This window comes from Kribbella monticola, assembly GCF_003261635.1.
Classification (GTDB): Bacteria; Actinomycetota; Actinomycetes; order Propionibacteriales; family Kribbellaceae; genus Kribbella; species Kribbella monticola.
The window spans coordinates 149,785-169,413 of sequence record NZ_QFXK01000039.1; the positions used below are offsets into that span (position 1 = coordinate 149,785).

Consider the following 19,629-nt stretch of genomic DNA (forward strand, 5'->3'; position numbering starts at 1 on the left):
CTGGACCGCGTAGACCATACATAGTGCTGACAATCCACTGTCAGCCAGTAGGGTCGAATCGTGATACTCGGGCCCTCCGCCTGCCGAAGCCGCCTGGCCGCGGCGGACCGCGCCTTCCTCGCCACCACCGGCGAAGACCTGCGCCCCCACATCGTCCCGATCACCTTCGTGCTGACCGAGGACGCCCTGACCTTCGCCGTCGACCACAAGCCGAAGACCACCCGCTCGCTCCGCCGCCTGGCGAATATCACCTTCAACCCGCAGGTCGCGGTCCTCTGCGACCACTACACCCCCGACTGGACCCACCTCTGGTGGGTCCGAGCCAACGGCCACGCAACCATCAACGACACGGGCCCGCTGGACGCCCTGGCTGCCAAATACCCGCAGTACGCCGAATCACCCCCAGCCGGCCCCTTCGTCAAAGTCACCATCGACAACTGGACCGGCTGGTCCTACAGCTAGGACACCCTCAGGGTGAAGTTCGGGCTGTATGCCGCGGCGACCGAGAGGCCGTTGAAGGTGTGCGCGGGAACGTAGTACCGGTACGCGACGGTGCCGACCGTCGCCGCGCTCAGCTTGCCGAATCCGACGCCGGCTTTGATCGCCACGTTGGTGACGAAGACCCACGTCTTCCCGTTCCACCGCTGCAGAGCCGCTGCACCGGTGACCGCAGGGGCGACGTCCAGCCGGGACGCGACCGGTTGGCTACTGCGGAAGACCCACGGCGAGGAGGCCGAGGCCAGTTGCTGGGTCGTCGTGGTCTTCGGCGCGCTGTATCCACCGAAGTACGCGGTCCGGTCGGGCTCCTTGACCGAGTTGGCGAAGGCGATGCGGTACTGCCGGGTGCCGCGGCTGGCCACCCTGAAGCTGTAGACATTGTCGCCGAAGACATCAGTCTCGACGGCGTACCAGGGACTGGTCGCTGAATTCCGCGCCTGCAGAGTGACCCTGACTGCGTAGGGCCCGGTGAACGTGCCGCGGATCTCCGTATACCTGTCCGCAACCACCCAGGACGGGATCGAGGTGGTGTAGGCCAGCGGATCAGCTGCGGCAGAGAAGCTGGTGTAGTCGCCCCACTCGTTGCGCGCCGCGACCCGGACGTAGTACGGCGGCCTTGGTCCGGTGAAGGTGATCGAGGTGTTCGCTGTGCGTGGTCCGATCGGGCCGCCCCCTGTCCCGTCGGGGAGCCGGTAGCTCGGTTGGAAGCTGGTCGGCAGATCGCGATCCAGGGGGTCGCCTGGTGTCGTGTCCTGGAGCTCCGGCGTCCCCTTCTTCCAGGTCACGTGCACGGTGCTCGTCCCGGACGGCTGGATCGACTCGATCACTGGCCGCCCGGCATCGATGGTGTCGAAAGCGGGCGAGAGCCCTGCCGGACCGGTCGCTCCTGCCGCTGTTCCGGCCGCCACTCTGATCTCGAGCAGAGACCCTGCGATCCGTACCGACGTCATCGGCAGATCGACCTCGTTCGGCGCGTCCGCGGCCAACATCCTCAGCGGCGCCGCGGCCGCCGCCCCCGGCTTTCGTGCCCAGACCAGATTCGGCCTCGGCACGTCCTCGTCCCAGGTGACGTGGACGAATTGGAAAGTCTCGTCCTTCCAGCTGATCTGCACATTCGTCGGCGCCGGGTCGGTCGGCTCTGCCGCCTGCGCGGGGACAAGCACACCGGCAGACAACAAGCCGGCCATCAAAACAACAAGAGAGGTCTTCTTCATAAGGGATTCCTGCTCGGGCCTTCTGGATCAACGGATGGTGGTGATGACGAATTGCTTGGTGTAGGCGGCGGCGACGGGTAGGCCGTTGTAGGTGTTGGCGGGGATGTAGTAGCGATAGGCGACCCGGCCGAGGGTGGTGCCTCTGAGACGGCCCTCGGCGTGACCGTTCTTGAACGGGAGGCTGCCGGCGCCGACCCAGGTCTTGCCGTTCCATCGCTGGAATGCGGCCGTGCCGTTCACGGGCGGATAGAGGTTGAGGTAGATGATCGTCGACTGGCCGAGGACGACATGACCGTCGTACTCCAGCGGCGATGCGTAGCCGAACTGCTGCACCATCAGCGTGCCGGGGGCGCTGTAACCGCCGAAGTACGCGGTGTCCGCGGTCGCGTAGTTCGGGACAGCCAACCGGTACTGGCGGGTGCCGAAGAACGGCTCCAACTGGAACTCGATGTCGCCAGTGGTCTCGGTGCTGCCCACGACGTACCAGGCGCTGGTCGAGCTGTTCCGGGCCTGGAGAATCGCCGGCCGAAGGTACGGCGTCGGTGTCGCGGTCCCCTTGATGGTGGCGCCGTAGTGGGCGATCATCCAGGTCGGAATGGTGGCTTTGACCTCGCCCGGACGGACGGCGACCTGCGCGCCGGCGGCTGCCGTCGACCATTCGTTGGTCGCCGAGACGTAGAAGGTGATGCGTTCGGCGGGTGCGGTGAAACTCAGCTGCTTGGCCTCGGTCGGCTGGCCGAGATCCACCGTGCGGCTGCTGTCGGGCGCGTAGTAGCGCGGCTGGAAACGGACCGCGCCCGGCTGGTCCAGCGGGTCGCCGGGGGTCTCGTCAGCGGCGACGAGGGCTCCGCCGGACCATTTCACCTGCATTCCGTTGGTGCCCGACATCGTGAACGACTCCAGCTTTGCCGGGGTCGGGCCCAAGGTGTCGAAGGCGGGAGAAACAGCCATCGGGCTGGTTTCGGCTTCCCGGGTGCCGACGGCAACGCCGATCTCCTTGGTGGCGAGCCTCATGTCGGTGCCGGCATCCGCGAGTTGCCTGGGGAGGAGCACAGCCGCGATGTCGGCTTCGTTCGGCGCATCAGCCGCGAGGTACTTGAGCAGGTAGCGCTTGCTGCTCCCGGCCGCCCGGTAGTACAGCACGTTCGGCTGGGGCGTCGCTTCGTCCCAGGTGACGTGGACGTCCTTGAGCGTGCTGTCCTTCCACGCGATCGTCACGTTGGTCGGCGCGGGGTCGTCGGCTGCCGCAGCGGCGGGCGCGGTGAGGCCGGCCGCAAGCAGGGCGGCAGGCAGAACGGCGGCGATGCGCTTCAAAGGGATCCCCCAGGATGACTGCGGGCCCGTGTTCCCCCACCGGCCTCGGCTTCGGCATTCTGCAGGACTTCGGGGCTGAGGACAACAAAGTTGCAGCTTGCTGCAATGCGGCGCACTGTGGAAACCCAGTGAAAAGGGGGGCGTTATGGCATTCATCAGCACAGCCGGGGCGGACGACGGTTTTCTCGAGGCGAACCGGGCCGCTGCCGGGCACATCCCGAACTTCGTCCGGACTTTCGCGGCCCGGCCGGCGGTCTTCGACGCCTGGAAGCAGCTCAACGGCGCGATCAAGGCATCCATGGACCTGCGCCGCTACGAGCTGGCGACTCTGGCCGCCGCGACCGCGCTGAAATCCAGCTACTGCAGCCTTGCGCACGGCCAGGTGCTGGCCGAGAACTTCTTCACCGCTGAGGAAGTAGCAGCCCTCGTCACCGATCCTCCGACCGACCCGGTCGACCGCGCCGTGATGACTTTCGCCCGCAAGGTCGCCCTCCAGGCCGACCAGATCACCCAGGCCGACGTGGACGAACTCAAAGCCGCAGGCCTCACCGACGAAGACGCCCTCGACGTAGCCCTCGCAGCCGCCGCCCGCTGCTTCTTCTCCAAAACCCTCGACGCCACCGGCACCACCCCCGACCCGGCGTACCACGACCTCCTACCCCCCACCCTCGTCACCGCCCTCACCGTCGGCCGGGAGATCTGACCTACTCCGGGTTGTTCTTGGTGTGGCCGTTGATTCGGTAGGGGGTGGTGATGCCTTCGTACATGAGGTGGGTTACCAGGCCCTGGGCGGCGTGGGGGAGGTTGTGGCAGTGGTCCATCCAGATGCCTGGATTGTCGGCCAGGAAGGCGATTTCGTAGCTTTCGCCGTCTTCGACGTTGAGGGAGTCCACTCGCCACGGGCTGCCGGTGGCGGCGACTCCGTTGCGGGACAGTACGACGACGTGGTGACCGTGCAGGTGCATCGGATGCACCTGGCCGCTGGTGTTGCGCACCGTCATCCGCACGACGTCGCCCTGCGCGACCACGAACATCGGTACGTCGGGGTACTGATGTCCGTTGATCGTCCACCACAACCCGGGCTTGCCGTTGTAGAGCCCGAGTCGGCGCCCGATCCGGTATTCGAACCGCCGATCCGCGTGCTCAGGATCGAACCCGATCGGCGCCGGTTTCCCGTACGACAGCAGGTCGACCCGATCGGCAGGCGCAGAAGGAGAAGAGGGCGCGACCCCACCGCGTGGCCCGACGACGAGGGTCGTCGGACCTCCACCGAGTCCGATGCGTACCGCAGTACCGTCGGATGGCACGGTCAGCAAGAGATCGACGCGTCCCCCCGCGGTCGCGAGCACCGACTTCCCCGTCACCAATGACGGCTGGTTCACCTCCGTGCCGTCCACCGCGACCACCTGGTACGGCGCCCCGTCGACCCACGACGTCATCGGCCCGTTGTCGGTGTTGATCAACCGCACTCGCACCGCGGTCCCAGGAGCCACCTCCGTACGACGTTCGCCGTACCCGCCGTTGACCGTCCGGATCTTGTCGTACGTGTGCACCGCCGCCAGCAAATCTCGACCCGACTTCGCCGACGTCACCACGAGCGGTCCCCACAACCCGTCCCGTACCTGCTCATGCGATTGCTGATGCGAGTGGTACCAGTACGTCCCCGCGTCCCGTACGACGAATCGGTACACGAAACTCTTGCCCGGCATCACCGCGTCCTGCGTGACGCCCGCGACCCCGTCCTCCGCCGCCGGCACGTCGACCCCGTGCCAGTGCAGCGTCATCCCGTCTTTCACGGATTCGTTGACCAGCGTGACCTCGACCAGATCGCCTTGCCTGGCACGGACCTCGGGCCCGGGCGAGCTGTGGTTGAGGGTGTACCCCTCCACCGAACCCCGGCCGGCGATCTCGAACCGCTCCTTCCGCGCGACCAGCCGAACGACGACATCGGGTCGTCGCTCGGCCGGACCGGTCAGCGTGGTCAGCTCTCGCCCGTGCTCGGCATGTTCGGCAGCCATCTGCGGCCCGCCGCCGTAGTCGGCGTACCCCATCGCCATCGGCGACAGGTTGTCCGGGACCAGGCTCCGCTGCCAGAACCACGCGATCGGGGCGAGCACGACCACCGTGGCGGCGATCGCGATCAGCTTGCGTCGCTGCACTAAGGCGTGACCCCCGCCCCCGGCACCATCGTTGCCTCAGGCACCTTCATCTGTACGGCGGCCCGCCGGCCCGCGTAGGCGGCGGTCCCGAGCACCGCGAACGCGTTCAGCCCGTGCAGCGCCCCGACCGCGGGCGCGGCGAAGGAAAGGAAGGCGAGCACGATCTGCAGCACCACCAGCCCGAACACGATCGCCGCCCACTTCACGCCGCCCGCGAGATGGGCGAAGAACGACACGATCAGCAACAGCAGCGCCAGGATCGGGATCACCATCATCCCGACCTGCCCGTGCAGGGTGTGCCCGATGTTGCCGTCGTAGTTCTTGTCGATCACCAGCCCGTCGTCCATGTCCTTGATAGCCGTGAACCATGCGAAGGCGATGAACATCGCCTGCAGGACCACCCCGGCCGCGATCAGCATGGCCAGTACCCGATATGTCGCTTTCATGATCCTCCCCCGGACCCACGACCCGCCCCCTGCGACCGCGATCCCATCGCAGTCCCGAGCCTCTCGGTCCGGGGGTCGCTCACCTCATCGTGAACCCGCGCCACCCGGCGCACAAGACGTGGCTACGCATCCGGTTGCTGACGCAACGTGACCGGAATGATCAGTGGTTGCGGGTATGCGCGTGGTGCAGCCCGAGCAGGGGCAGAAAAGGCTCGTGGCGGGTGATGGTCTGCGACTCCGGGACGATCAGCGACGAAAGGGCGCCGGTGGCAACGACCGTGGCAGACGACAGGTCCTGATCGGTCAGGATCCGCGTGACCAGACCGTCCACCAGGGATGCGAAGCCGAAGATCGCACCTGATTGCAGGGCTTCCACGGTGTTCTTGGCAACGACCGAGCGCGGCCGGGTCAGTTCCACCCGGCGCAGCTGGGCGGCCGCGGCGCCAAGAGCGTCGACGGAGGTCTCGATCCCCGGAGCGATCGCACCCCCGATGAACGCCCCGGCCGCACTCACGACGTCAACCGTCGTCGCAGTACCGAAATCGACGATCACACAGGGCGCGCCGTACAAATGAACCGCCGCCAAAGCGTTGGCGATCCGGTCCGTGCCGACCTCTCGCGGGTTGTCGACGAGCACGGGAAGCCCGGTCTTCACGCCGGGTTCGACGACAACACTCGGTACGTCGGGGTAGTACCGGGAGACCAGGTCGCGCAACTCGTGCAGCACGCTCGGGACCGCCGAGCACACGGCCACCCCGGTCACCGCCGACTCGCCGGCCAGGAGACCACCGAGGAGAACGGCCCACTCGTCCGCCGTACGGCGTGAGTCGGTGCCGACCCACCAATGCCGCTTGACCGTTCCTTCGAACACCAGGCCGACGAGCGTCCTGGTGTTCTCCACGGCCACGGCGAGCAGCATCAGGAAGCCTGCAGGTCCATCGCGATGTCGAGAACCGGCGCCGAGTGGGTGAGGGCTCCGACCGCGAGGTAGTCCACCCCGGTCTCGGCGACCGCGCGTGCGTCGTCCAGGGTCAGCCCACCGGACGCCTCGAGCCGGGCCCGCCCGTCGACCTTCTGCACGGCCTCCCGCAGCTGCGGCACGGCCATGTTGTCGAGCAGGATCAGCTCGGCGCCCGCCTCGACCGCGATCAGCGCGTCCTCGATCGTGTCGACCTCGACCTCGATGGAGATCTCCGGATAGGCCTTGCGGACCAGCCGGAACGCCTCCGCGACCCCGCCGGCGGCGATCACGTGGTTGTCCTTGATCAGCGCCGCGTCCGACAGCGCCATCCGGTGGTTCTTGCCGCCACCGCAGCGTACGGCGTACTTCTCCAGGCTCCGCAGCAACGGCATCGTCTTGCGGGTGTCGCGGATGACCGCACCGGTACCCTCGACCGCGTCGACCCAGCGCCGGGTCAGCGTGGCGACACCGGACAGGTGGCAGAGCAGGTTGAGCGTGGTCCGCTCGGCGGTCAGCAGTTGCCGGGTCTTGCCGCGCACCGTCATCAGGACGTCACCGGCCTTGACGGCGGCCCCGTCCACGACGGAATGCTCGATCTCGACCTCTTCCTTGCCCGCGACCAGCCGGATCACCAGCTCGGCGACCTCCAGCCCGGCCACGACGCCGGCCTCGCGCGCCACGAGTTCCGCGACCGAGACCTGATCGGCCTCGACGGTCGACGTGGTGGTGACGTCGACGCCGCCGGCCAGATCCTCCTCGATGGTGGCCCGGACGAGGTCCTCGACCCATTGCCTGTCGAGCGTGTCATCCATACGACTACTTCCCCTCCTGTTGCAGTGGCACGAACGTCGCGCCAGGCCGGCTCGAGTCGCCCTCGGCGGCCAGTGTCAGGTCCAGATTGCCCGACCAGTTCTCGTCGTCGCGATCCGGGTGGTCCTCACGCCAGTGCGAGCCGCGACTCTCCTCGCGCGTGGTGGCCGCGGCGATCAGGGCGGACGCGACCGTGACGAGGTTGGTCGCCTCCCAACCCGGCGTACCGGGCTCGCCTGCCGGCTGCTCGATCAGCTTCGCCAGCGTGGCACCGGCCTCGGCCAGCCCGCTCGCGCTCCGGATCACTCCGGCACCGACCGTCATCACCCGCTGCAGTTCCGGTACGACGTCCGCGTCCACCAGGCCGGGCACGCGCCGGTCGATCGCCGGCTCGCGGAGCTCGGGCAGCTCGGTCGCCAGCGAGTTCGTGATCCGCCGGGCGAAGACCAGTCCTTCGAGCAACGAGTTCGACGCGAGCCGGTTCGCGCCGTGGACGCCGGTGCAGGCGACCTCGCCACAGGCGTACAGCCCAGGCACTGAGGTCTGGCCCTGCAGGTCGGTCCAAACTCCGCCGGACGAGTAGTGACAAGCGGGCGCGACCGGGATCAGCTCGCGTACCGGGTCGATACCGTGCGACCGGCAGGACGCGAGGATGGTCGGGAACCGTACGCGCCACTTCTCGTCGCCGAAGTGCCGGGCGTCGAGGAACACATGATCTTTGCCCGAGGCAAGCATCTGGCGCATGATCGCCTTGGCCACGATGTCGCGCGGCGCGAGGTCCGCGAGCTCGTGCTGGCCCTGCATGAATCGCTTGCCCTCGTGGTCGACCAGGAACGCGCCCTCACCGCGGACGGCCTCGGACACCAACGGCTGTTGGCCTTTCGCGCTCTTGCCCAACCACAGCACGGTCGGATGGAACTGCACGAACTCCAGATCGCGCACCTTCGCGCCGGCCCGCAAGGCCAACGCCATCCCGTCGCCGGTCGAGACACTCGGGTTCGTCGTGGCGGCGTACAACTGGCCGAGTCCGCCCGAAGCCAGGATCACCGCGCGGCTGCGGATCGCCCCGACACCATCGAGTTGCCCCTCGCCCATCACGTGCACTGTGACGCCCGCGATCGCGCCGTCCTCGGCGGTCAACAGGTCGAGCACCAATGCATGCTCCATCAGCCGGATGCCCGGCGCGCGCTTGACCGCGGCAACCAGAGCCCGCTCGATCTCGGCGCCGGTAGCGTCGCCACCTGCATGCGCGATCCGATTGCGGTGGTGACCACCTTCGCGAGTCAGCGACAGATCACCGGCGGCGTCGCTGTCGAAGCGTGCCCCCAACTCGATCAGATCCCGTACGGCGTCAGGCCCTTCGGTGACAAGAGTCCGTACTGCGACCGGATCGCTCAGGCCGGCCCCTGCCACCAAGGTGTCCTGCAGGTGCTGCTCCGGCGAGTCACCCGGCCCGAGCGCCGCCGCGATCCCGCCTTGCGCCCACTGGGTCGAGCCGGAGGCGACGACGTCCTTCGTCACCACCAGCACGGTGCCGAGTTCGCGAGCCTCGAGCGCGGCGGTCAGCCCTGCGATCCCCGAGCCGATCACCACCACGTCGACGGTGTCGGTCCAACCCGGTTCGGGCGCAGCCAGCCGTTGCGGCACAGCGGGAGCAGTCATCCCGCGACGGTATCAATCGCCCTCTTTAAAAGGCACCTCATCGCAGTGTGATGGAAATGTTGTCGATGAGACGAGTGCTACCGACCCGGGCCGCGATCAGCATCCGGGCTTCACCGGGGCCGATCACCGGACCGAGGTCGGGTGCTCGCAGAGCGAGATAATCGATCTTCACCGACGGAACCGCCTCCAGCTCCGCGTGGGCGGCGGACATCACCGCGTCAGGCCCGTTCATCCCTGCTTTCGCGCCGGCCGTGAGGGCTCGATACAGGACCAGCGCTTCGTCACGCTCGGTCTCCGACAGGTAGCGATTCCGTGAGGACATCGCCAGTCCGTCCGCTTCGCGAACCGTTTGCACCGGAACGATGTCGACGTCCATGTCCAGGTCGCACACCATCTCGCGGATCAGCGTCAGCTGCTGGTAGTCCTTCTCGCCGAACAACGCCAGGTCCGGCGCGGTCAGGTGCAGCATCTTCGCCACCACGGTCAGTACGCCGGCGAAGTGGCCCGGCCGGACCATCCCCTCCAACTCGTCCGCCAGCGGTCCGGGGTGCACGGTGATCGACGGCTCGTTCGGGTACAGCTCGTCGCGGGAGGGGTTGAAGACCAGGTCGACACCCTCGTTCTTGGCGATCGCGAGATCGCTGGCCAACGTCCGCGGGTACCGGTCGAAGTCCTCGGTCGGCCCGAACTGCAAGGGATTCACGAAGATCGTCAGCACCACGCTGCCGTCCGGCCCGACCCGCTCCCGGGCCTCGGCGAGCAACGCGGCATGCCCCTCGTGCAGGGCGCCCATCGTCATCACCACGGCTCGCGGCCGGATCGCCGCGGCCGCCCGCAACTCCGCCTTCGTCTGGGTGAGTCTCATCGCGGTGCCTCCCCTGTCCGATCCCGCTCCAGCACCTGAACGAACTCCGCGGCCGTCTCCGCGTCCAGCCGGCCGTCGCCGGCCGCCGATTCCACCGTCGCCCGCGCCAGTTCGGCGTAGGTGCTCGCCGGGCGACCACGCAGTACGGCCAGATGCGCCTGAACGGTCTCCACGTCGCCCCGCACGATCGGCCCGGTGAGCGCATCATGACCGGACCGCAGCGTGTTGTCGAGAGTTGCGGTCAGCAGTGGCCGAAGTGTGGCCGCCGGGTCCACCACACCGGCTTCACGCAGTACGTCGAGGGCCTGGCTGACCAGTGTGACCAGGTGGTTCGCACCGTGGACCAGGCCCGCGTGGTAGAGCGCACGCTGCTCCTCTGCGATCCACTGCACCTCGGCGCCGAGGTCCTTCACCAGGCGCTCGACCAGCGCTCGCTCCGGTGCAGTCGCGGTGAACACGACGCCGGCGAGACTCACGGGCGCGTCGGTGAACGTCATCGGGGGGTGCAACGCGACCGGAGTCGCTGCGATCCCCCGTAGTACGGCGGTGCCGTGAGCGCCGGACAGATGCACGGCGTACTGGTCCTCGGTGAACGGGAGGCTGGTTGCTACCGCACCGATCACATCATCCGGTACGGCGAGCAGCACCACGTCGGCGCCGGCCACCACCTCAGCGGGCTCCAGGACGGGGACGTGCGGAAGGAGTCGCGCGGCGCGTTCTCGTGACGCGCGCGAGCGAGCGCTGACTCCGGTGACGGGATATCCGGCGGACGCCAAGGCTGCTCCCAAGGCCCCACCGGCCCGGCCGAAGCCGATGATGCCGATGCGTTCCATGTCCACTCTCTACGTTCCAGTCCCTCGCGGGTACCAGACGGTTCGTGCGGTCGGCTCCACCCTACGGCGCTGTCGTCGGCGGTGGCACTACGTCCTTCGTCACAACTGGTGGGAGCATGTGGCGGTGAGCGAACGAAACCCCTGGGCCGCGCGGACCGGGCTGACCGCGATCCTGATCGCCGTCCCTGAACTCGCCGAATTCACCGATCGCTGGCGTTCGGTGTCCTATTCGCCGGCGCGACCGACGATGGCGCTGAGCGAACTGATCCCACCGCACGTCACTGTGCTGGTGCCGTGGCTCGCCGAGCCCCAGCCCGACAAGGTCCGGAGGCTCGAGGAGGTCTTGGCCCCGATCCAGCCGTTCGACCTCAGCTTCTCCACCGCAGGGCAGTTCGAGAACGGTACGACATGGCTGCGACCGGAGCCGTTCGACCAGATCCGCGCCCTGCTGCAGACGGTGATCGACGCCTTCCCCGAGTGCCCGCCGTACGGCGGTGAGCACCCGGATCCGCATCCGCACCTGACCATCTCGTCGTCCGCCCAGGGTGGTGACCAGGTGCTCGCCGAGGCCGAGGCCGCGCTGGCCACCGAGGAACTTCCGACGATCCGCCTCGACGACCTGACCATCTGGCGCGAGGGCGACGACGGCATCTGGCAGCTCACCGGCTCGGTCCCGCTCGGCGGCATCGGGCTCGAGTGAGGTTCCGCGAGGCGTGGGAAGCAGCGCTGTACGGGCCGGACGGGTTCTACCGGCGCGAACGACCCGCACAGCACTTCCGTACTTCGGTGCACGCGTCGGCCTTGTTCGGTCAGGCGCTGGCTCGGTTGGCCTCGGCTGTCGGCGCGGCGCAGGTCGTCGACATCGGGGCCGGATCGGGTGAGCTCGGCAAGGTGCTGCGCGAGTACGACCTCGAAGTACTGGACGTGGAGCTGGACGACGAACTGCCGTCGACGCTGACCGGGCTGGTGATCGCCAACGAGTGGCTCGACAACGTGCCCTGCGAGTTGGCCGAGCTGGATGAGCAGGGCACGCCTCGGTACCTCCTGGCCGACCTGAGCCTCGGCGAAGTTGTCGAGGGCAACGACCTGGCGTGGCTGTCGACCTGGTGGTCGCTGGCCGAGCCGGGCGATCGGGCCGAGATCGGACTCGCGCGCGACGAGGCATGGTCGGACGTCGTCGGTCGCCTCGATCACGGGCTGGCCATCGCGATCGACTACGGTCACGCTCGCGGTGGGCGTCCGCCGTACGGGACACTGACCGGTTTCCGCGATGGTCGCGAGTGCTCGCCTGTCGCTGACGGCTCCTGCGACCTCACTGCCCACGTCGCCTTGGATTCATTAGCTGCAGTGGCTGGTGGCACCGTCACCACTCAGCGCGATGCTCTGCTTGCGCTAGGGGTCAGTGCCGGCCGCCCGAGCCAGGAGCTGGCCCGGAGCAAGCCGCTGCGCTACCTGGCCGAGCTGTCGTCCGCCGGTGAGGCCGCAGAGCTACTGGACCCGTCAGGGCTCGGTGGATTCGGCTGGGTGTGGACCGGCGCGGGCGACGACGTCGTACGACGCGCTTCGCGTGCCCTGTCGGCCTGAGCTTCCACCAGCTGAGCAGCCTCGCCCACCTCGCGGTGAAGAGCCACTGCGTCGGTCGGGCCCTGCGGGGTGTCCACGTGGACGTTTGCGAGCCCTAGGCGGCGCTGTAGGGGTCCCTGCTGCAGACGGACGGACTGAGTCTTGTGATGCAGGACGATCGACGTACGGCGGCTCACCCAGCCCCGAGTGGTCACCAGCACCTGACCGTCGACGCCGTACGAGAGGTAGCGCCAGCCGATCGGCCGCAGCCACTTCACTCGCTCCGGCGCTCTGTGCATCTCGATCGCTGCCAGGTCCGTGCCCGGCAGGACCCGCTTGAGCACTGCCGCTACCTGGGTCCGCTGACCGACAGGCAGCAGCTGAGCGCCCTCGTGCTCTTCCTCGCCGTCCGCCTTGGAGCCCGCTACGCCGGCGATGTCTAGGTCGACCCGCGACCAGCCGATCAGTCGCCAGATCAGCGGCTCGGTGATCAGAAGACCTTGCACGCGCCCCGGCGGGACCGTCTGCCGCTGTACGTCGAACAGGCCGCGCTTGGTCCGCAGGCCGTCATGCGTCTCCGACAAGGTGAACCCGTGGTTGCCGACGACCTGCTTCCAGATCGGCTGCACGACACCGAGCAACAGCGGCAGACCGGCGAACAGGCCGACATGGAACTCGAACACCATCGTCGTCACGATCAGCCAGATCAGCGCGGCGGCGCTGGCGAGTACGGTCGAGGACAGCAAAGTTGCCCCGAGCAACCGACCGGTCGGCACCACCAGCAGCGGCGGCGCCTCTTCGTGATGGAGCTCCTGCTGCGCCGCGGCGAGCTCACCCTTTGCCCGGAGCAACAAAGTACCGCGGAGCTTGGTGGCGTCGGCCTCGGAGAAGTAGCTGAGCTTGCCGTCGTTCTTGCCGCCGCCGGCGACGTCCATCCGCAGCTCGGCCATCCCGAACAACCGGGCCACGAACGGCTGCGCGACGTCGATCGTCTGGATCCGGTCGAACCGGATGATCCTGGTCCGCCGGAACAGGAACCCGCTGTCCACCCGGATCGCGTCGTCGGTCAGCTGCCACTTGGTGAACCACCACGACAGCGCGCCGAGCAGGATCCCGCCGACCAAGACGGCGAGCAGGCCGATGCCGGCGATCTTCAGGTTGCTGCGGAGGCTCTCGTTGTTCGCCATCGCGACGGCCGCGACGACGAAGTACCCCCAGCCCTTCACGAACGGCGTCAGCGGGTGCAGCCGGTCCCCGGTCTTCTCGATCACAGCCTGCGAAGCCTGCGGCGTCTGGGCGTGCAGCGCGTCTGACGGCTGCGGTGCGTGCGGCGGCTGCGGCTGGGATGCCTGCGGCGGGGCGGTCGGCTCGGTCACAGGCCCCACGCCTGCGCCTGGCCGAGCGCGGACAACCGGTCCCGCAGTCTCGCTGCCTCGTCGGGATGCAGCCCGGGGATCTTCGCGTCCGTGGCCGGCGTCGCGGTGTGCAACTCGACCGTGGCCATCCCGAACGCGCGCTCCAACGGCCCCGCGGCGACGTCGACGAACTGCATCCGCCCGTACGGCACCACCACCAGCTCGCGGAACATCACCCCGTGGCTGACCAGCAACTCGTCCTCGCGCTCGGCGTACTTCCAGGAGCGCTGGTTGCGGCCGATCAGCACCCAGGCCCACCCGAACACCAGAGCGGCCAGGACCACCGCGAGTACGCCGTACAGCCAGCCCACGGTGAGCCCGAGGACCACCAGCCCGGCGATCGCCAGCAGCCCGAGCACGATCCCGACATTGAGCCGGCGAAGCGCCGCGAGGTTCTTGGAGACCGGCGTCCAGCTGACATCCGAAGGTGCGAAGAGGTCGTTCACAACCCAAGCCTGTCACGATAGGGGTCATGAGCGTGGAACGAGTGGTGGGTCTGGGGGCGGGCGCAGCTGGGCTGGACCCGGTTTACGAGCGCGGGGGCACCGGTACGGCGTCGGAGCTGCCGACCACCGACATGGTGCTCAACATCGGCCCGCAGCACCCCGCCACCCACGGCGTACTGCGACTGCGGCTCACCCTCGACGGCGAGCGGATCCTGCACTGCGAGCCGATCGTCGGCTACATGCACCGCGGCGCCGAGAAGCTCTTCGAGGTCCGCGACTACCGGCAGATCCTCGTCCTGGCGAACCGGCACGACTGGCTGTCCGCGTTCTCCAACGAGCTCGGCGTCGTCCTCGCCGTCGAACGGATGATGGGCCTCGAGGTACCGGTCCGGGCCGTCTGGCTGCGCACGCTGCTCGCCGAACTCAACCGGATCCTCAACCACCTGATGTTCCTCGGCTCCTACCCGCTCGAACTCGGCGCGATCACGCCCGTCTTCTACGCCTTCCGCGAGCGCGAGACGATCCAGGCGGTGATGGAGGAACTGTCCGGCGGCCGGATGCACTACATGTTCAACCGGGTCGGCGGGCTCAAGGAGGACATCCCGCTCGGCTGGCTCGAACGCACCGGAGCCGCGTCGGCCGCAGTACGGCGCCGTCTCCCCGACATCGAGAACCTGATCCTCGGCAACGAGATCTTCCGCGCCCGCACCGTCGGCGTCGGCCGCCTCTCCCCCGAACTGATCGCCGCGTACGGCGTGTCCGGCCCGATCGCCCGAGCCTCCGGGGTCGACGCGGACCTCCGCCGCGACGAGCCCTACTTGGCGTACGACGAACTGGCCCAGGACGGCGTACTGCGTGTCGTCACCCGCACCGAAGGCGACTGCTTCGCCCGCTTCGCCGTCCTCCTCGACCAGGTGAAGGTCTCCCTCGACCTCGTCGACGCCTGCCTCGACCGCCTCCGCACGATGCCGGCCGGCCCGGTCAGCACCCGCCTCCCCAAGATCCTCAAGGTCCCCGAAGGCCAGACCTACTGCTGGACCGAGAACCCCCTCGGCATCAACGGTTACTACCTGGTCTCCCGAGGCGACAAAACCCCCTGGCGCCTCAAACTCCGCTCCGCCAGCTTCAACAACATCTCAGTCCTCCCCGAAATGCTCCCCAACACCATCGTCGCCGACATGATCGCCATCCTAGGCAGCATGTTCTTCGTAGTAGGCGACATCGACAAGTAACCCCACCCCGCAGACTCCTACGTCGCCTGCTCCCCACCCCCCAGCTCCAGACTCCTCCGTCGCCCTACGCTGCCTTGGTCCGAGCAACCGCCCAGCTGCAGCTCGCGACTGTCCGCCCGGCACCCTTCACCCAAGAACCAGGCGCTCGTCGCCGAAGTTCGCGACGATCTCGACCTTTCCGCCGAGAGCCTCGACGTACTTGCGGATGGTGCTGAGTTCGGACCGGCTCAGCTCTCCGCGTTCGATGGACGACACCGCGGCCTGCGTGATGTGCAGGCTCTCCGCGAGCTGCAGTTGCGTCATCCCGTGCTGTTTCCGCACCTCGGCGAGACGGTACGCGCGTTGCTCGGCCCGAACTTCCTCCTTCAGCGCGGAAACCCTCGCCTCCGCCTCCGGGGTCGCGATGCGCTCGGCCCGCACCTCTTTCCAGTTCCGGTGTGTCATCTTGCCGCCACCTCCACAAACACCAACCTCTCAGCTGTGGTTCAGTCCGGATCTCGCTGCTGGTTTTCGAGCCACTCGTCGAAGAGATCGTCCGCGACAGGAACGTTCTCCTCGTACCACTCGGTCCAGCGGTTCTTCTTGCTCCCACCCAGCAGCAGCACTGCCTGGGTCCGCGGATCGAAGGCGAAGAGGACTCTGAACTTGCCGTAGCGGAGCTCTTTCATGTTGACGTGCCGGGATGTCTTGATCACGTCGACCGTCGGCCGTGCCAGCGCGGGCCCCACCTCCGCCAAGAGATCGATACGGGCTGCGAGTCCTTCGAAGTCTCGATCCCGCAGCGAGTTCATCCAGTCCCGGCAGGCATCGAGTACGAAGACCGTGTATTCGTCGAGATTCATCCTACAAGGTCCAGCTTGTAGAACCTAGAAGTTGTATTTGGCCGCAGTGACTGAGGAACCGGGGTGAGGATTGCACCCAACCAAGGATGAAGAAGTTCGCCTAATGACGTCGGGAGTTATCCACAGCCAGCCGTCGGCGGGCGTACGTCGTACTCAGGAGGCGGCGAGGCCTCGGAGCTTGAGGTCTACGACGGTGGGGGCGTCGGCGTGGGAGTGTTTGTCGCCGGCGGCTACGACGGTGGCTACCTCTTCGTCGATCTTGTCGAGGCGTTCGTCGATGCGGTCGAGGCGGCGTTGCATCAGGTCGACGAATTCGGCGTTCTCGACGACGCGGGCGCTGGTGATGCGGGAGTACTCCTGGGCGACCTGGGCGCGGTCGTCGGAGTGGGCCAGGCGCTCGACCAGGAGCTGGTGGCGGATCAGGACCGAGGCGCCGATGGCGACCAGGACGGCACCGACCGCGGCTGCTCGCAGGATCCATTCGTTCTGGGAGAACAAGGCGATGGCGACGCCCACGCAGACGACCACCAGCAGCGCGTTGGCGATCGTGAGAACGGTGGTCCTGGTACGACGGCGGCTACCCCTTGACCCCATGGACGGACATGTTAGGGGGTGTCTTCGGGGTCATCGGGGATACGACACGCCCGTTCGAGTAGCAATCCGGCCGTGACGACCAGCACTGAGATCACCGCCGCGATACCGGCTGTGATCACCCGGGTCCGGGGACCCGAGGAACTCACCGCGTCCAGGAAGGATAACGCGAACCCTGCGTAAACGCCGGTGCACAACGCGCCGACGAACGCGCTCGCTTTTCCGATCAGCAGGAGGAAGACGGCGCGCGACGGCTCCATCCGTTCGCGGCGTACCTGGATCCGCTGGTGGGTGTTGCGCGCGGCCGCGAAGAGTAACGACGCGAGGAACGTCCAGGCGACCAGTGTGAGCCATGACACGGTCGGTACGACGCCGCCGCGGGACTCGATCGCCTTGACCATGGTGACGCCGATCGCCGCCCCGAGGACGGCGATGGCGACCAGCAGCCGGCGAGACGTCGGCCGGACCGAACCCTCGGGCGGCGGCTCCTTGCCGGCTCCGGGTGCTCGATCCGGGCCGGGTCCGCCGGACACCACTACTGCAGCTCGATGGTGAGGTCGTCGAGGCGCTTGACCCCGTCGGTCCCCACCTTGGCGAGCAGGTCGGCCACCGGGCCTACCCCGGGCAGGACCGCGTCGGACTCGATGTCCAGCCACGGCGCCAGTACGAACGCGCGCTCGTGGGCCCGCGGGTGCGGCACGGTCAGCTCGTCGGTGGAGATCTCCTTCTTGCCGTACGTGATCAGGTCCACGTCCAGCGTCCGCGGCGCGCCCTTCACGCTGCGCTCCCGGCCGAACGCCTGCTCGACGGCGTGCGCGCGGTCCAGCAGGGTCTCGACGGCCAGCGTGGTGTCGGCGAGCAGGACGATGTTCAGGTACGGGCCGGACTCGTCCGGGCCGCCGATCGGCTCGGTCTCGTAGACCGGCGAGACGTCGACGACCACGACGTCCGGGGTGTCCCGCAGCGCGTCGACGGCGCCCTGCAGGTTCGCCTCACGGTCACCGAGGTTGCTGCCGAGCGACAGGATCACCTGGCGGATCGGCTTCAGGCCACCGCTGAGGGTGTCCGCGTCGATGACGTGGGGACTAGGGGTCTCAGTCACGAGGAATCTCCGGCTCTGCGCTGCACGGTCAGGACAACGTCGTCGAACGGCACCTTGATCGGCGCCGAGGGTTTGTGGATGGTCACCGCGGCTGCTGTCACCCGCCGGTCGGCGAGGCACAGATCCGCGATCCGTTGGGCCAGTGTCTCAATCAGGTCGACCGGGTCGTTCTCGATCGCCGCATGCACCTGTTCGGCGACGACTCCGTAGTTGACCGTGTCGGCCAAGTCGTCCGATGCCGCCGCGGGCCGGGTGTCCAACTCGAGCCGGACATCGACGACGAACTCCTGCCCGTCGGCCCGCTCGTGGTCGAACACCCCGTGCCGGCCGAAGCCACGGATGCCGCGGATCTCGATCACGTCAGGAGGCAGCACGGGACCGCTCATTCCGCCTCCTCAAGTCGACCCCCAGACGACAGTACCGGGGAGGCGTGGTGGATCCACAACCGCCAGCCGGTACCCGTCTTGCGGAAGACGTTCGTCGCGAGCGCCTTTCCCCCCGCGAAACCCTCTTCCGGGGCTCCTTCGCCCGACGACAGGACATTCTCCGTACACGTGACGTAAGCCACGTCTTCATCGACTCTTACCTGCACGTCGGTCAGGAAGAACTGGATGTACGGCGTGTTGGCGAAGATCATCGCCCAGGCCCGCATCATCTCGCTGTAGCCGTAGATCGCCGCGTTGCCGGGGTGGATGCAGACCGGATCCGGCTCGGGCAGCCAGACGGCCGCCATCAGATCGAGGTCGCCGGCCTCGAACGCGTTGTAGAACGCCGTGTTGGCGTTCAGCACCACGTTCTCCACCGTGGTACCGCGACCCGCCGCCGGTTGCTCCTGCGTCATACCCCTCCCCATCTGCGGGCCACCCGGACCGCATCCGCGCTCGGCGCCACCGCGTGCGCCCTGACACACCACGCGCCCGCCGCGGCGGCGAGGGCGGAGACGGCCGCGCTGGCGTCGTCTCGCCGGACGGCCGGTCTCGGCTCACCCGTCTCCTCGTCGGCGAGCAGCCTACCGAGGAACGCCTTGCGGGACGCACCGATCAGCAGCGGCAGGCCCAGTACGCCGAACTCCCGCAGCCGGCGCAGCACCTCCCAGTTGTGGTCCGCGTTCTTCGCAAAACCCAGGCCCGGGTCCAGCGCCACCCGGCCCAGGTCGATCCCGGCCGCGCGGATCGCTTCTACCCGCTCCCCGAGCTCGGCAATCACCTCGGCCACCACATCGCCGTACGACGCCCGGTCCTGCATGTCCACGGAGTGCCCGCGCCAGTGCATGCACACGTACGGCGTACGTCGCTCGGCCACCAGTGCGAGCATGTCGGGATCGGCCTGGCCGCCGGAGACGTCGTTCACCATCACGGCGCCGGCATCCAGCGCCAGCGCGGCCACGTCGGCGCGCATCGTGTCGATCGAGATCAGCGCGCCTTCGGCTGCCAGCGTCTCGATCACCGGCAGTACACGGCGGATCTCCTCGGCAGGCTCGGGCCGTACGGCGCCCGGCCGGGTGGACTCGCCACCGACGTCGAGCAGGTCGGCGCCTTCGGCGAGCAGTTCGCGGCCGTGCTTGATCGCGGCACCCGGCTCGAACCACTCACCGCCGTCGGAGAAGGAGTCCGGGGTCACGTTGACGACACCCATCACCAGACAGCGGTCCGGTGTGGGCAGTCCTTCGACATGGC

Annotated in this window: 23 protein-coding genes and 1 pseudogene; 5 read left to right on the forward strand and 19 right to left on the reverse strand. The window is 68.0% G+C overall.

The window, feature by feature from the left end:
- Positions 1 to 60: 60 nt before the first annotated feature.
- The gene (locus DIZ26_RS32085) at positions 61 to 462 is read left to right on the forward strand and encodes a TIGR03668 family PPOX class F420-dependent oxidoreductase (protein WP_112248310.1); all 402 of its coding nucleotides are present in this window, start codon (positions 61 to 63) and stop codon (positions 460 to 462) included.
- Here the strand turns inward: DIZ26_RS32085 and DIZ26_RS32090 are convergent.
- On the reverse strand, positions 459 to 1,712 hold the full coding sequence (locus DIZ26_RS32090; RefSeq protein ID WP_157979876.1) for a hypothetical protein: 1,254 nt from the start codon (positions 1,710 to 1,712) through the stop codon (positions 459 to 461). The genes DIZ26_RS32085 and DIZ26_RS32090 overlap by 4 nt on opposite strands.
- 27 nt (positions 1,713 to 1,739) lie before the next feature.
- Complete coding sequence (locus tag DIZ26_RS32095) at positions 1,740 to 3,026, reverse strand: hypothetical protein (RefSeq protein WP_112248312.1); 1,287 nt, start codon at positions 3,024 to 3,026, stop codon at positions 1,740 to 1,742.
- A 145-nt stretch (positions 3,027 to 3,171) separates the two neighbouring features.
- Here DIZ26_RS32095 and DIZ26_RS32100 point away from each other — a divergent pair, with 145 nt between their 5' ends.
- Positions 3,172 to 3,729 (forward strand): carboxymuconolactone decarboxylase family protein, encoded by a 558-nt coding sequence (locus DIZ26_RS32100; RefSeq protein WP_112248313.1) that lies wholly within the window; start codon positions 3,172 to 3,174, stop codon positions 3,727 to 3,729.
- A gap of 1 nt (position 3,730) precedes the next feature.
- Here DIZ26_RS32100 and DIZ26_RS32105 read toward each other — a convergent pair whose 3' ends face one another.
- The 7 genes from DIZ26_RS32105 to DIZ26_RS32135 all read right to left on the reverse strand — a co-directional run bounded on the left by DIZ26_RS32105 (position 3,731) and on the right by DIZ26_RS32135 (position 10,762).
- Entirely contained in the window at positions 3,731 to 5,185 is a 1,455-nt protein-coding gene (locus DIZ26_RS32105; protein ID WP_112248314.1) for a multicopper oxidase family protein, read from the reverse strand.
- A complete protein-coding gene (locus DIZ26_RS32110; RefSeq protein WP_112248315.1) occupies positions 5,185 to 5,631 on the reverse strand; it encodes a hypothetical protein in 447 nt (148 codons plus the stop codon). Before DIZ26_RS32110 ends, DIZ26_RS32105 begins: the two co-directional genes overlap by 1 nt.
- Positions 5,632 to 5,791: 160 nt before the next feature.
- Positions 5,792 to 6,550: a type III pantothenate kinase gene (locus DIZ26_RS32115; protein ID WP_112248316.1), complete on the reverse strand. Its 759-nt coding sequence runs from the start codon at positions 6,548 to 6,550 to the stop codon at positions 5,792 to 5,794.
- The gene (gene nadC, locus DIZ26_RS32120) at positions 6,550 to 7,404 is read right to left on the reverse strand and encodes a carboxylating nicotinate-nucleotide diphosphorylase (protein ID WP_112248317.1); all 855 of its coding nucleotides are present in this window, start codon (positions 7,402 to 7,404) and stop codon (positions 6,550 to 6,552) included. Before nadC ends, DIZ26_RS32115 begins: the two co-directional genes overlap by 1 nt.
- Before the next feature lie 4 nt (positions 7,405 to 7,408).
- Positions 7,409 to 9,064, reverse strand: a complete 1,656-nt coding sequence (locus DIZ26_RS32125) for an L-aspartate oxidase (protein ID WP_112248318.1) — start codon at positions 9,062 to 9,064, stop codon at positions 7,409 to 7,411.
- Positions 9,065 to 9,101: 37 nt separating this feature from the next.
- Positions 9,102 to 9,929 carry a pantoate--beta-alanine ligase gene (gene panC / locus DIZ26_RS32130; RefSeq protein ID WP_112248319.1) on the reverse strand — a complete coding sequence of 276 codons (828 nt, stop codon included), beginning with the start codon at positions 9,927 to 9,929 and terminating at the stop codon, positions 9,102 to 9,104.
- Complete coding sequence (locus DIZ26_RS32135) at positions 9,926 to 10,762, reverse strand: Rossmann-like and DUF2520 domain-containing protein (RefSeq protein WP_112248320.1); 837 nt, start codon at positions 10,760 to 10,762, stop codon at positions 9,926 to 9,928. The genes panC and DIZ26_RS32135 overlap by 4 nt, the downstream gene beginning before the upstream one ends.
- 124 nt (positions 10,763 to 10,886) lie before the next feature.
- Here DIZ26_RS32135 and DIZ26_RS32140 point away from each other — a divergent pair, with 124 nt between their 5' ends.
- Both DIZ26_RS32140 and DIZ26_RS38460 read left to right on the forward strand, forming a co-directional pair.
- Positions 10,887 to 11,462 (forward strand): 2'-5' RNA ligase family protein, encoded by a 576-nt coding sequence (locus DIZ26_RS32140; RefSeq protein WP_232828748.1) that lies wholly within the window; start codon positions 10,887 to 10,889, stop codon positions 11,460 to 11,462.
- A 224-nt stretch (positions 11,463 to 11,686) separates the two neighbouring features.
- A pseudogene (locus tag DIZ26_RS38460) lies at positions 11,687 to 12,106 on the forward strand (SAM-dependent methyltransferase); the annotation flags it as partial.
- Positions 12,107 to 12,210: 104 nt separating this feature from the next.
- Here DIZ26_RS38460 and DIZ26_RS32150 read toward each other — a convergent pair.
- Positions 12,211 to 13,701, reverse strand: coding sequence for a PH domain-containing protein (locus DIZ26_RS32150; RefSeq protein ID WP_232828749.1), 1,491 nt, complete (start codon positions 13,699 to 13,701; stop codon positions 12,211 to 12,213).
- The gene (locus DIZ26_RS32155) at positions 13,698 to 14,186 is read right to left on the reverse strand and encodes a PH domain-containing protein (RefSeq protein ID WP_112248322.1); all 489 of its coding nucleotides are present in this window, start codon (positions 14,184 to 14,186) and stop codon (positions 13,698 to 13,700) included. Before DIZ26_RS32155 ends, DIZ26_RS32150 begins: the two co-directional genes overlap by 4 nt.
- Positions 14,187 to 14,212: 26 nt before the next feature.
- On the opposite strand from DIZ26_RS32155, the gene DIZ26_RS32160 reads away from it, so the two are divergent.
- A complete protein-coding gene (locus tag DIZ26_RS32160) occupies positions 14,213 to 15,418 on the forward strand; it encodes an NADH-quinone oxidoreductase subunit D (RefSeq protein ID WP_112248323.1) in 1,206 nt (401 codons plus the stop codon).
- A gap of 126 nt (positions 15,419 to 15,544) precedes the next feature.
- Here DIZ26_RS32160 and DIZ26_RS32165 read toward each other — a convergent pair whose 3' ends face one another.
- From DIZ26_RS32165 to folP, 8 genes are all read right to left on the reverse strand, one after another.
- A complete protein-coding gene (locus DIZ26_RS32165) occupies positions 15,545 to 15,862 on the reverse strand; it encodes a helix-turn-helix domain-containing protein (RefSeq protein WP_112248324.1) in 318 nt (105 codons plus the stop codon).
- A gap of 41 nt (positions 15,863 to 15,903) precedes the next feature.
- On the reverse strand, positions 15,904 to 16,260 hold the full coding sequence (locus tag DIZ26_RS32170) for a type II toxin-antitoxin system RelE/ParE family toxin (RefSeq protein WP_112248325.1): 357 nt from the start codon (positions 16,258 to 16,260) through the stop codon (positions 15,904 to 15,906).
- A gap of 153 nt (positions 16,261 to 16,413) precedes the next feature.
- Positions 16,414 to 16,854: a hypothetical protein gene (locus tag DIZ26_RS32175; protein WP_112248326.1), complete on the reverse strand. Its 441-nt coding sequence runs from the start codon at positions 16,852 to 16,854 to the stop codon at positions 16,414 to 16,416.
- An 11-nt stretch (positions 16,855 to 16,865) separates the two neighbouring features.
- Entirely contained in the window at positions 16,866 to 17,384 is a 519-nt protein-coding gene (locus tag DIZ26_RS32180) for a DUF3180 domain-containing protein (protein ID WP_232828750.1), read from the reverse strand.
- Positions 17,385 to 17,386: 2 nt separating this feature from the next.
- Entirely contained in the window at positions 17,387 to 17,953 is a 567-nt protein-coding gene (gene folK / locus DIZ26_RS32185) for a 2-amino-4-hydroxy-6-hydroxymethyldihydropteridine diphosphokinase (protein WP_112248328.1), read from the reverse strand.
- The gene (gene folB / locus DIZ26_RS32190; RefSeq protein WP_112248329.1) at positions 17,950 to 18,339 is read right to left on the reverse strand and encodes a dihydroneopterin aldolase; all 390 of its coding nucleotides are present in this window, start codon (positions 18,337 to 18,339) and stop codon (positions 17,950 to 17,952) included. The genes folK and folB overlap by 4 nt, the downstream gene beginning before the upstream one ends.
- Positions 18,336 to 18,794: a nuclear transport factor 2 family protein gene (locus DIZ26_RS32195; RefSeq protein WP_112248330.1), complete on the reverse strand. Its 459-nt coding sequence runs from the start codon at positions 18,792 to 18,794 to the stop codon at positions 18,336 to 18,338. Before DIZ26_RS32195 ends, folB begins: the two co-directional genes overlap by 4 nt.
- A complete protein-coding gene (folP, locus tag DIZ26_RS32200; protein WP_112248331.1) occupies positions 18,791 to 19,588 on the reverse strand; it encodes a dihydropteroate synthase in 798 nt (265 codons plus the stop codon). Before folP ends, DIZ26_RS32195 begins: the two co-directional genes overlap by 4 nt.
- Positions 19,589 to 19,629 lie beyond the last annotated feature (41 nt).

Excerpts from the sequence above, each read along its gene's own strand:
- folB (WP_112248329.1), bottom strand. The coding sequence starts at position 18,339 with ATGAGCGGTCCCGTGCTGCCTCCTGACGTGATCGAGATCCGCGGCATC.
- DIZ26_RS32110 (WP_112248315.1), bottom strand. The coding sequence starts at position 5,631 with ATGAAAGCGACATATCGGGTACTGGCCATGCTGATCGCGGCCGGGGTG.
- DIZ26_RS32175 (WP_112248326.1), bottom strand. The coding sequence starts at position 16,854 with ATGGGGTCAAGGGGTAGCCGCCGTCGTACCAGGACCACCGTTCTCACG.
- DIZ26_RS32160 (WP_112248323.1), top strand. The coding sequence starts at position 14,213 with ATGAGCGTGGAACGAGTGGTGGGTCTGGGGGCGGGCGCAGCTGGGCTG.
- DIZ26_RS32165 (WP_112248324.1), bottom strand. The coding sequence starts at position 15,862 with ATGACACACCGGAACTGGAAAGAGGTGCGGGCCGAGCGCATCGCGACC.
- folP (WP_112248331.1), bottom strand. The coding sequence starts at position 19,588 with ATGGGTGTCGTCAACGTGACCCCGGACTCCTTCTCCGACGGCGGTGAG.
- DIZ26_RS32135 (WP_112248320.1), bottom strand. The coding sequence starts at position 10,762 with ATGGAACGCATCGGCATCATCGGCTTCGGCCGGGCCGGTGGGGCCTTG.
- panC (WP_112248319.1), bottom strand. The coding sequence starts at position 9,929 with ATGAGACTCACCCAGACGAAGGCGGAGTTGCGGGCGGCCGCGGCGATC.
- DIZ26_RS32115 (WP_112248316.1), bottom strand. The coding sequence starts at position 6,550 with ATGCTGCTCGCCGTGGCCGTGGAGAACACCAGGACGCTCGTCGGCCTG.
- DIZ26_RS32125 (WP_112248318.1), bottom strand. The coding sequence starts at position 9,064 with ATGACTGCTCCCGCTGTGCCGCAACGGCTGGCTGCGCCCGAACCGGGT.
- DIZ26_RS32170 (WP_112248325.1), bottom strand. The coding sequence starts at position 16,260 with ATGAATCTCGACGAATACACGGTCTTCGTACTCGATGCCTGCCGGGAC.
- DIZ26_RS32100 (WP_112248313.1), top strand. The coding sequence starts at position 3,172 with ATGGCATTCATCAGCACAGCCGGGGCGGACGACGGTTTTCTCGAGGCG.
- DIZ26_RS32195 (WP_112248330.1), bottom strand. The coding sequence starts at position 18,794 with ATGACGCAGGAGCAACCGGCGGCGGGTCGCGGTACCACGGTGGAGAAC.
- DIZ26_RS32090 (WP_157979876.1), bottom strand. The coding sequence starts at position 1,712 with ATGAAGAAGACCTCTCTTGTTGTTTTGATGGCCGGCTTGTTGTCTGCC.
- nadC (WP_112248317.1), bottom strand. The coding sequence starts at position 7,404 with ATGGATGACACGCTCGACAGGCAATGGGTCGAGGACCTCGTCCGGGCC.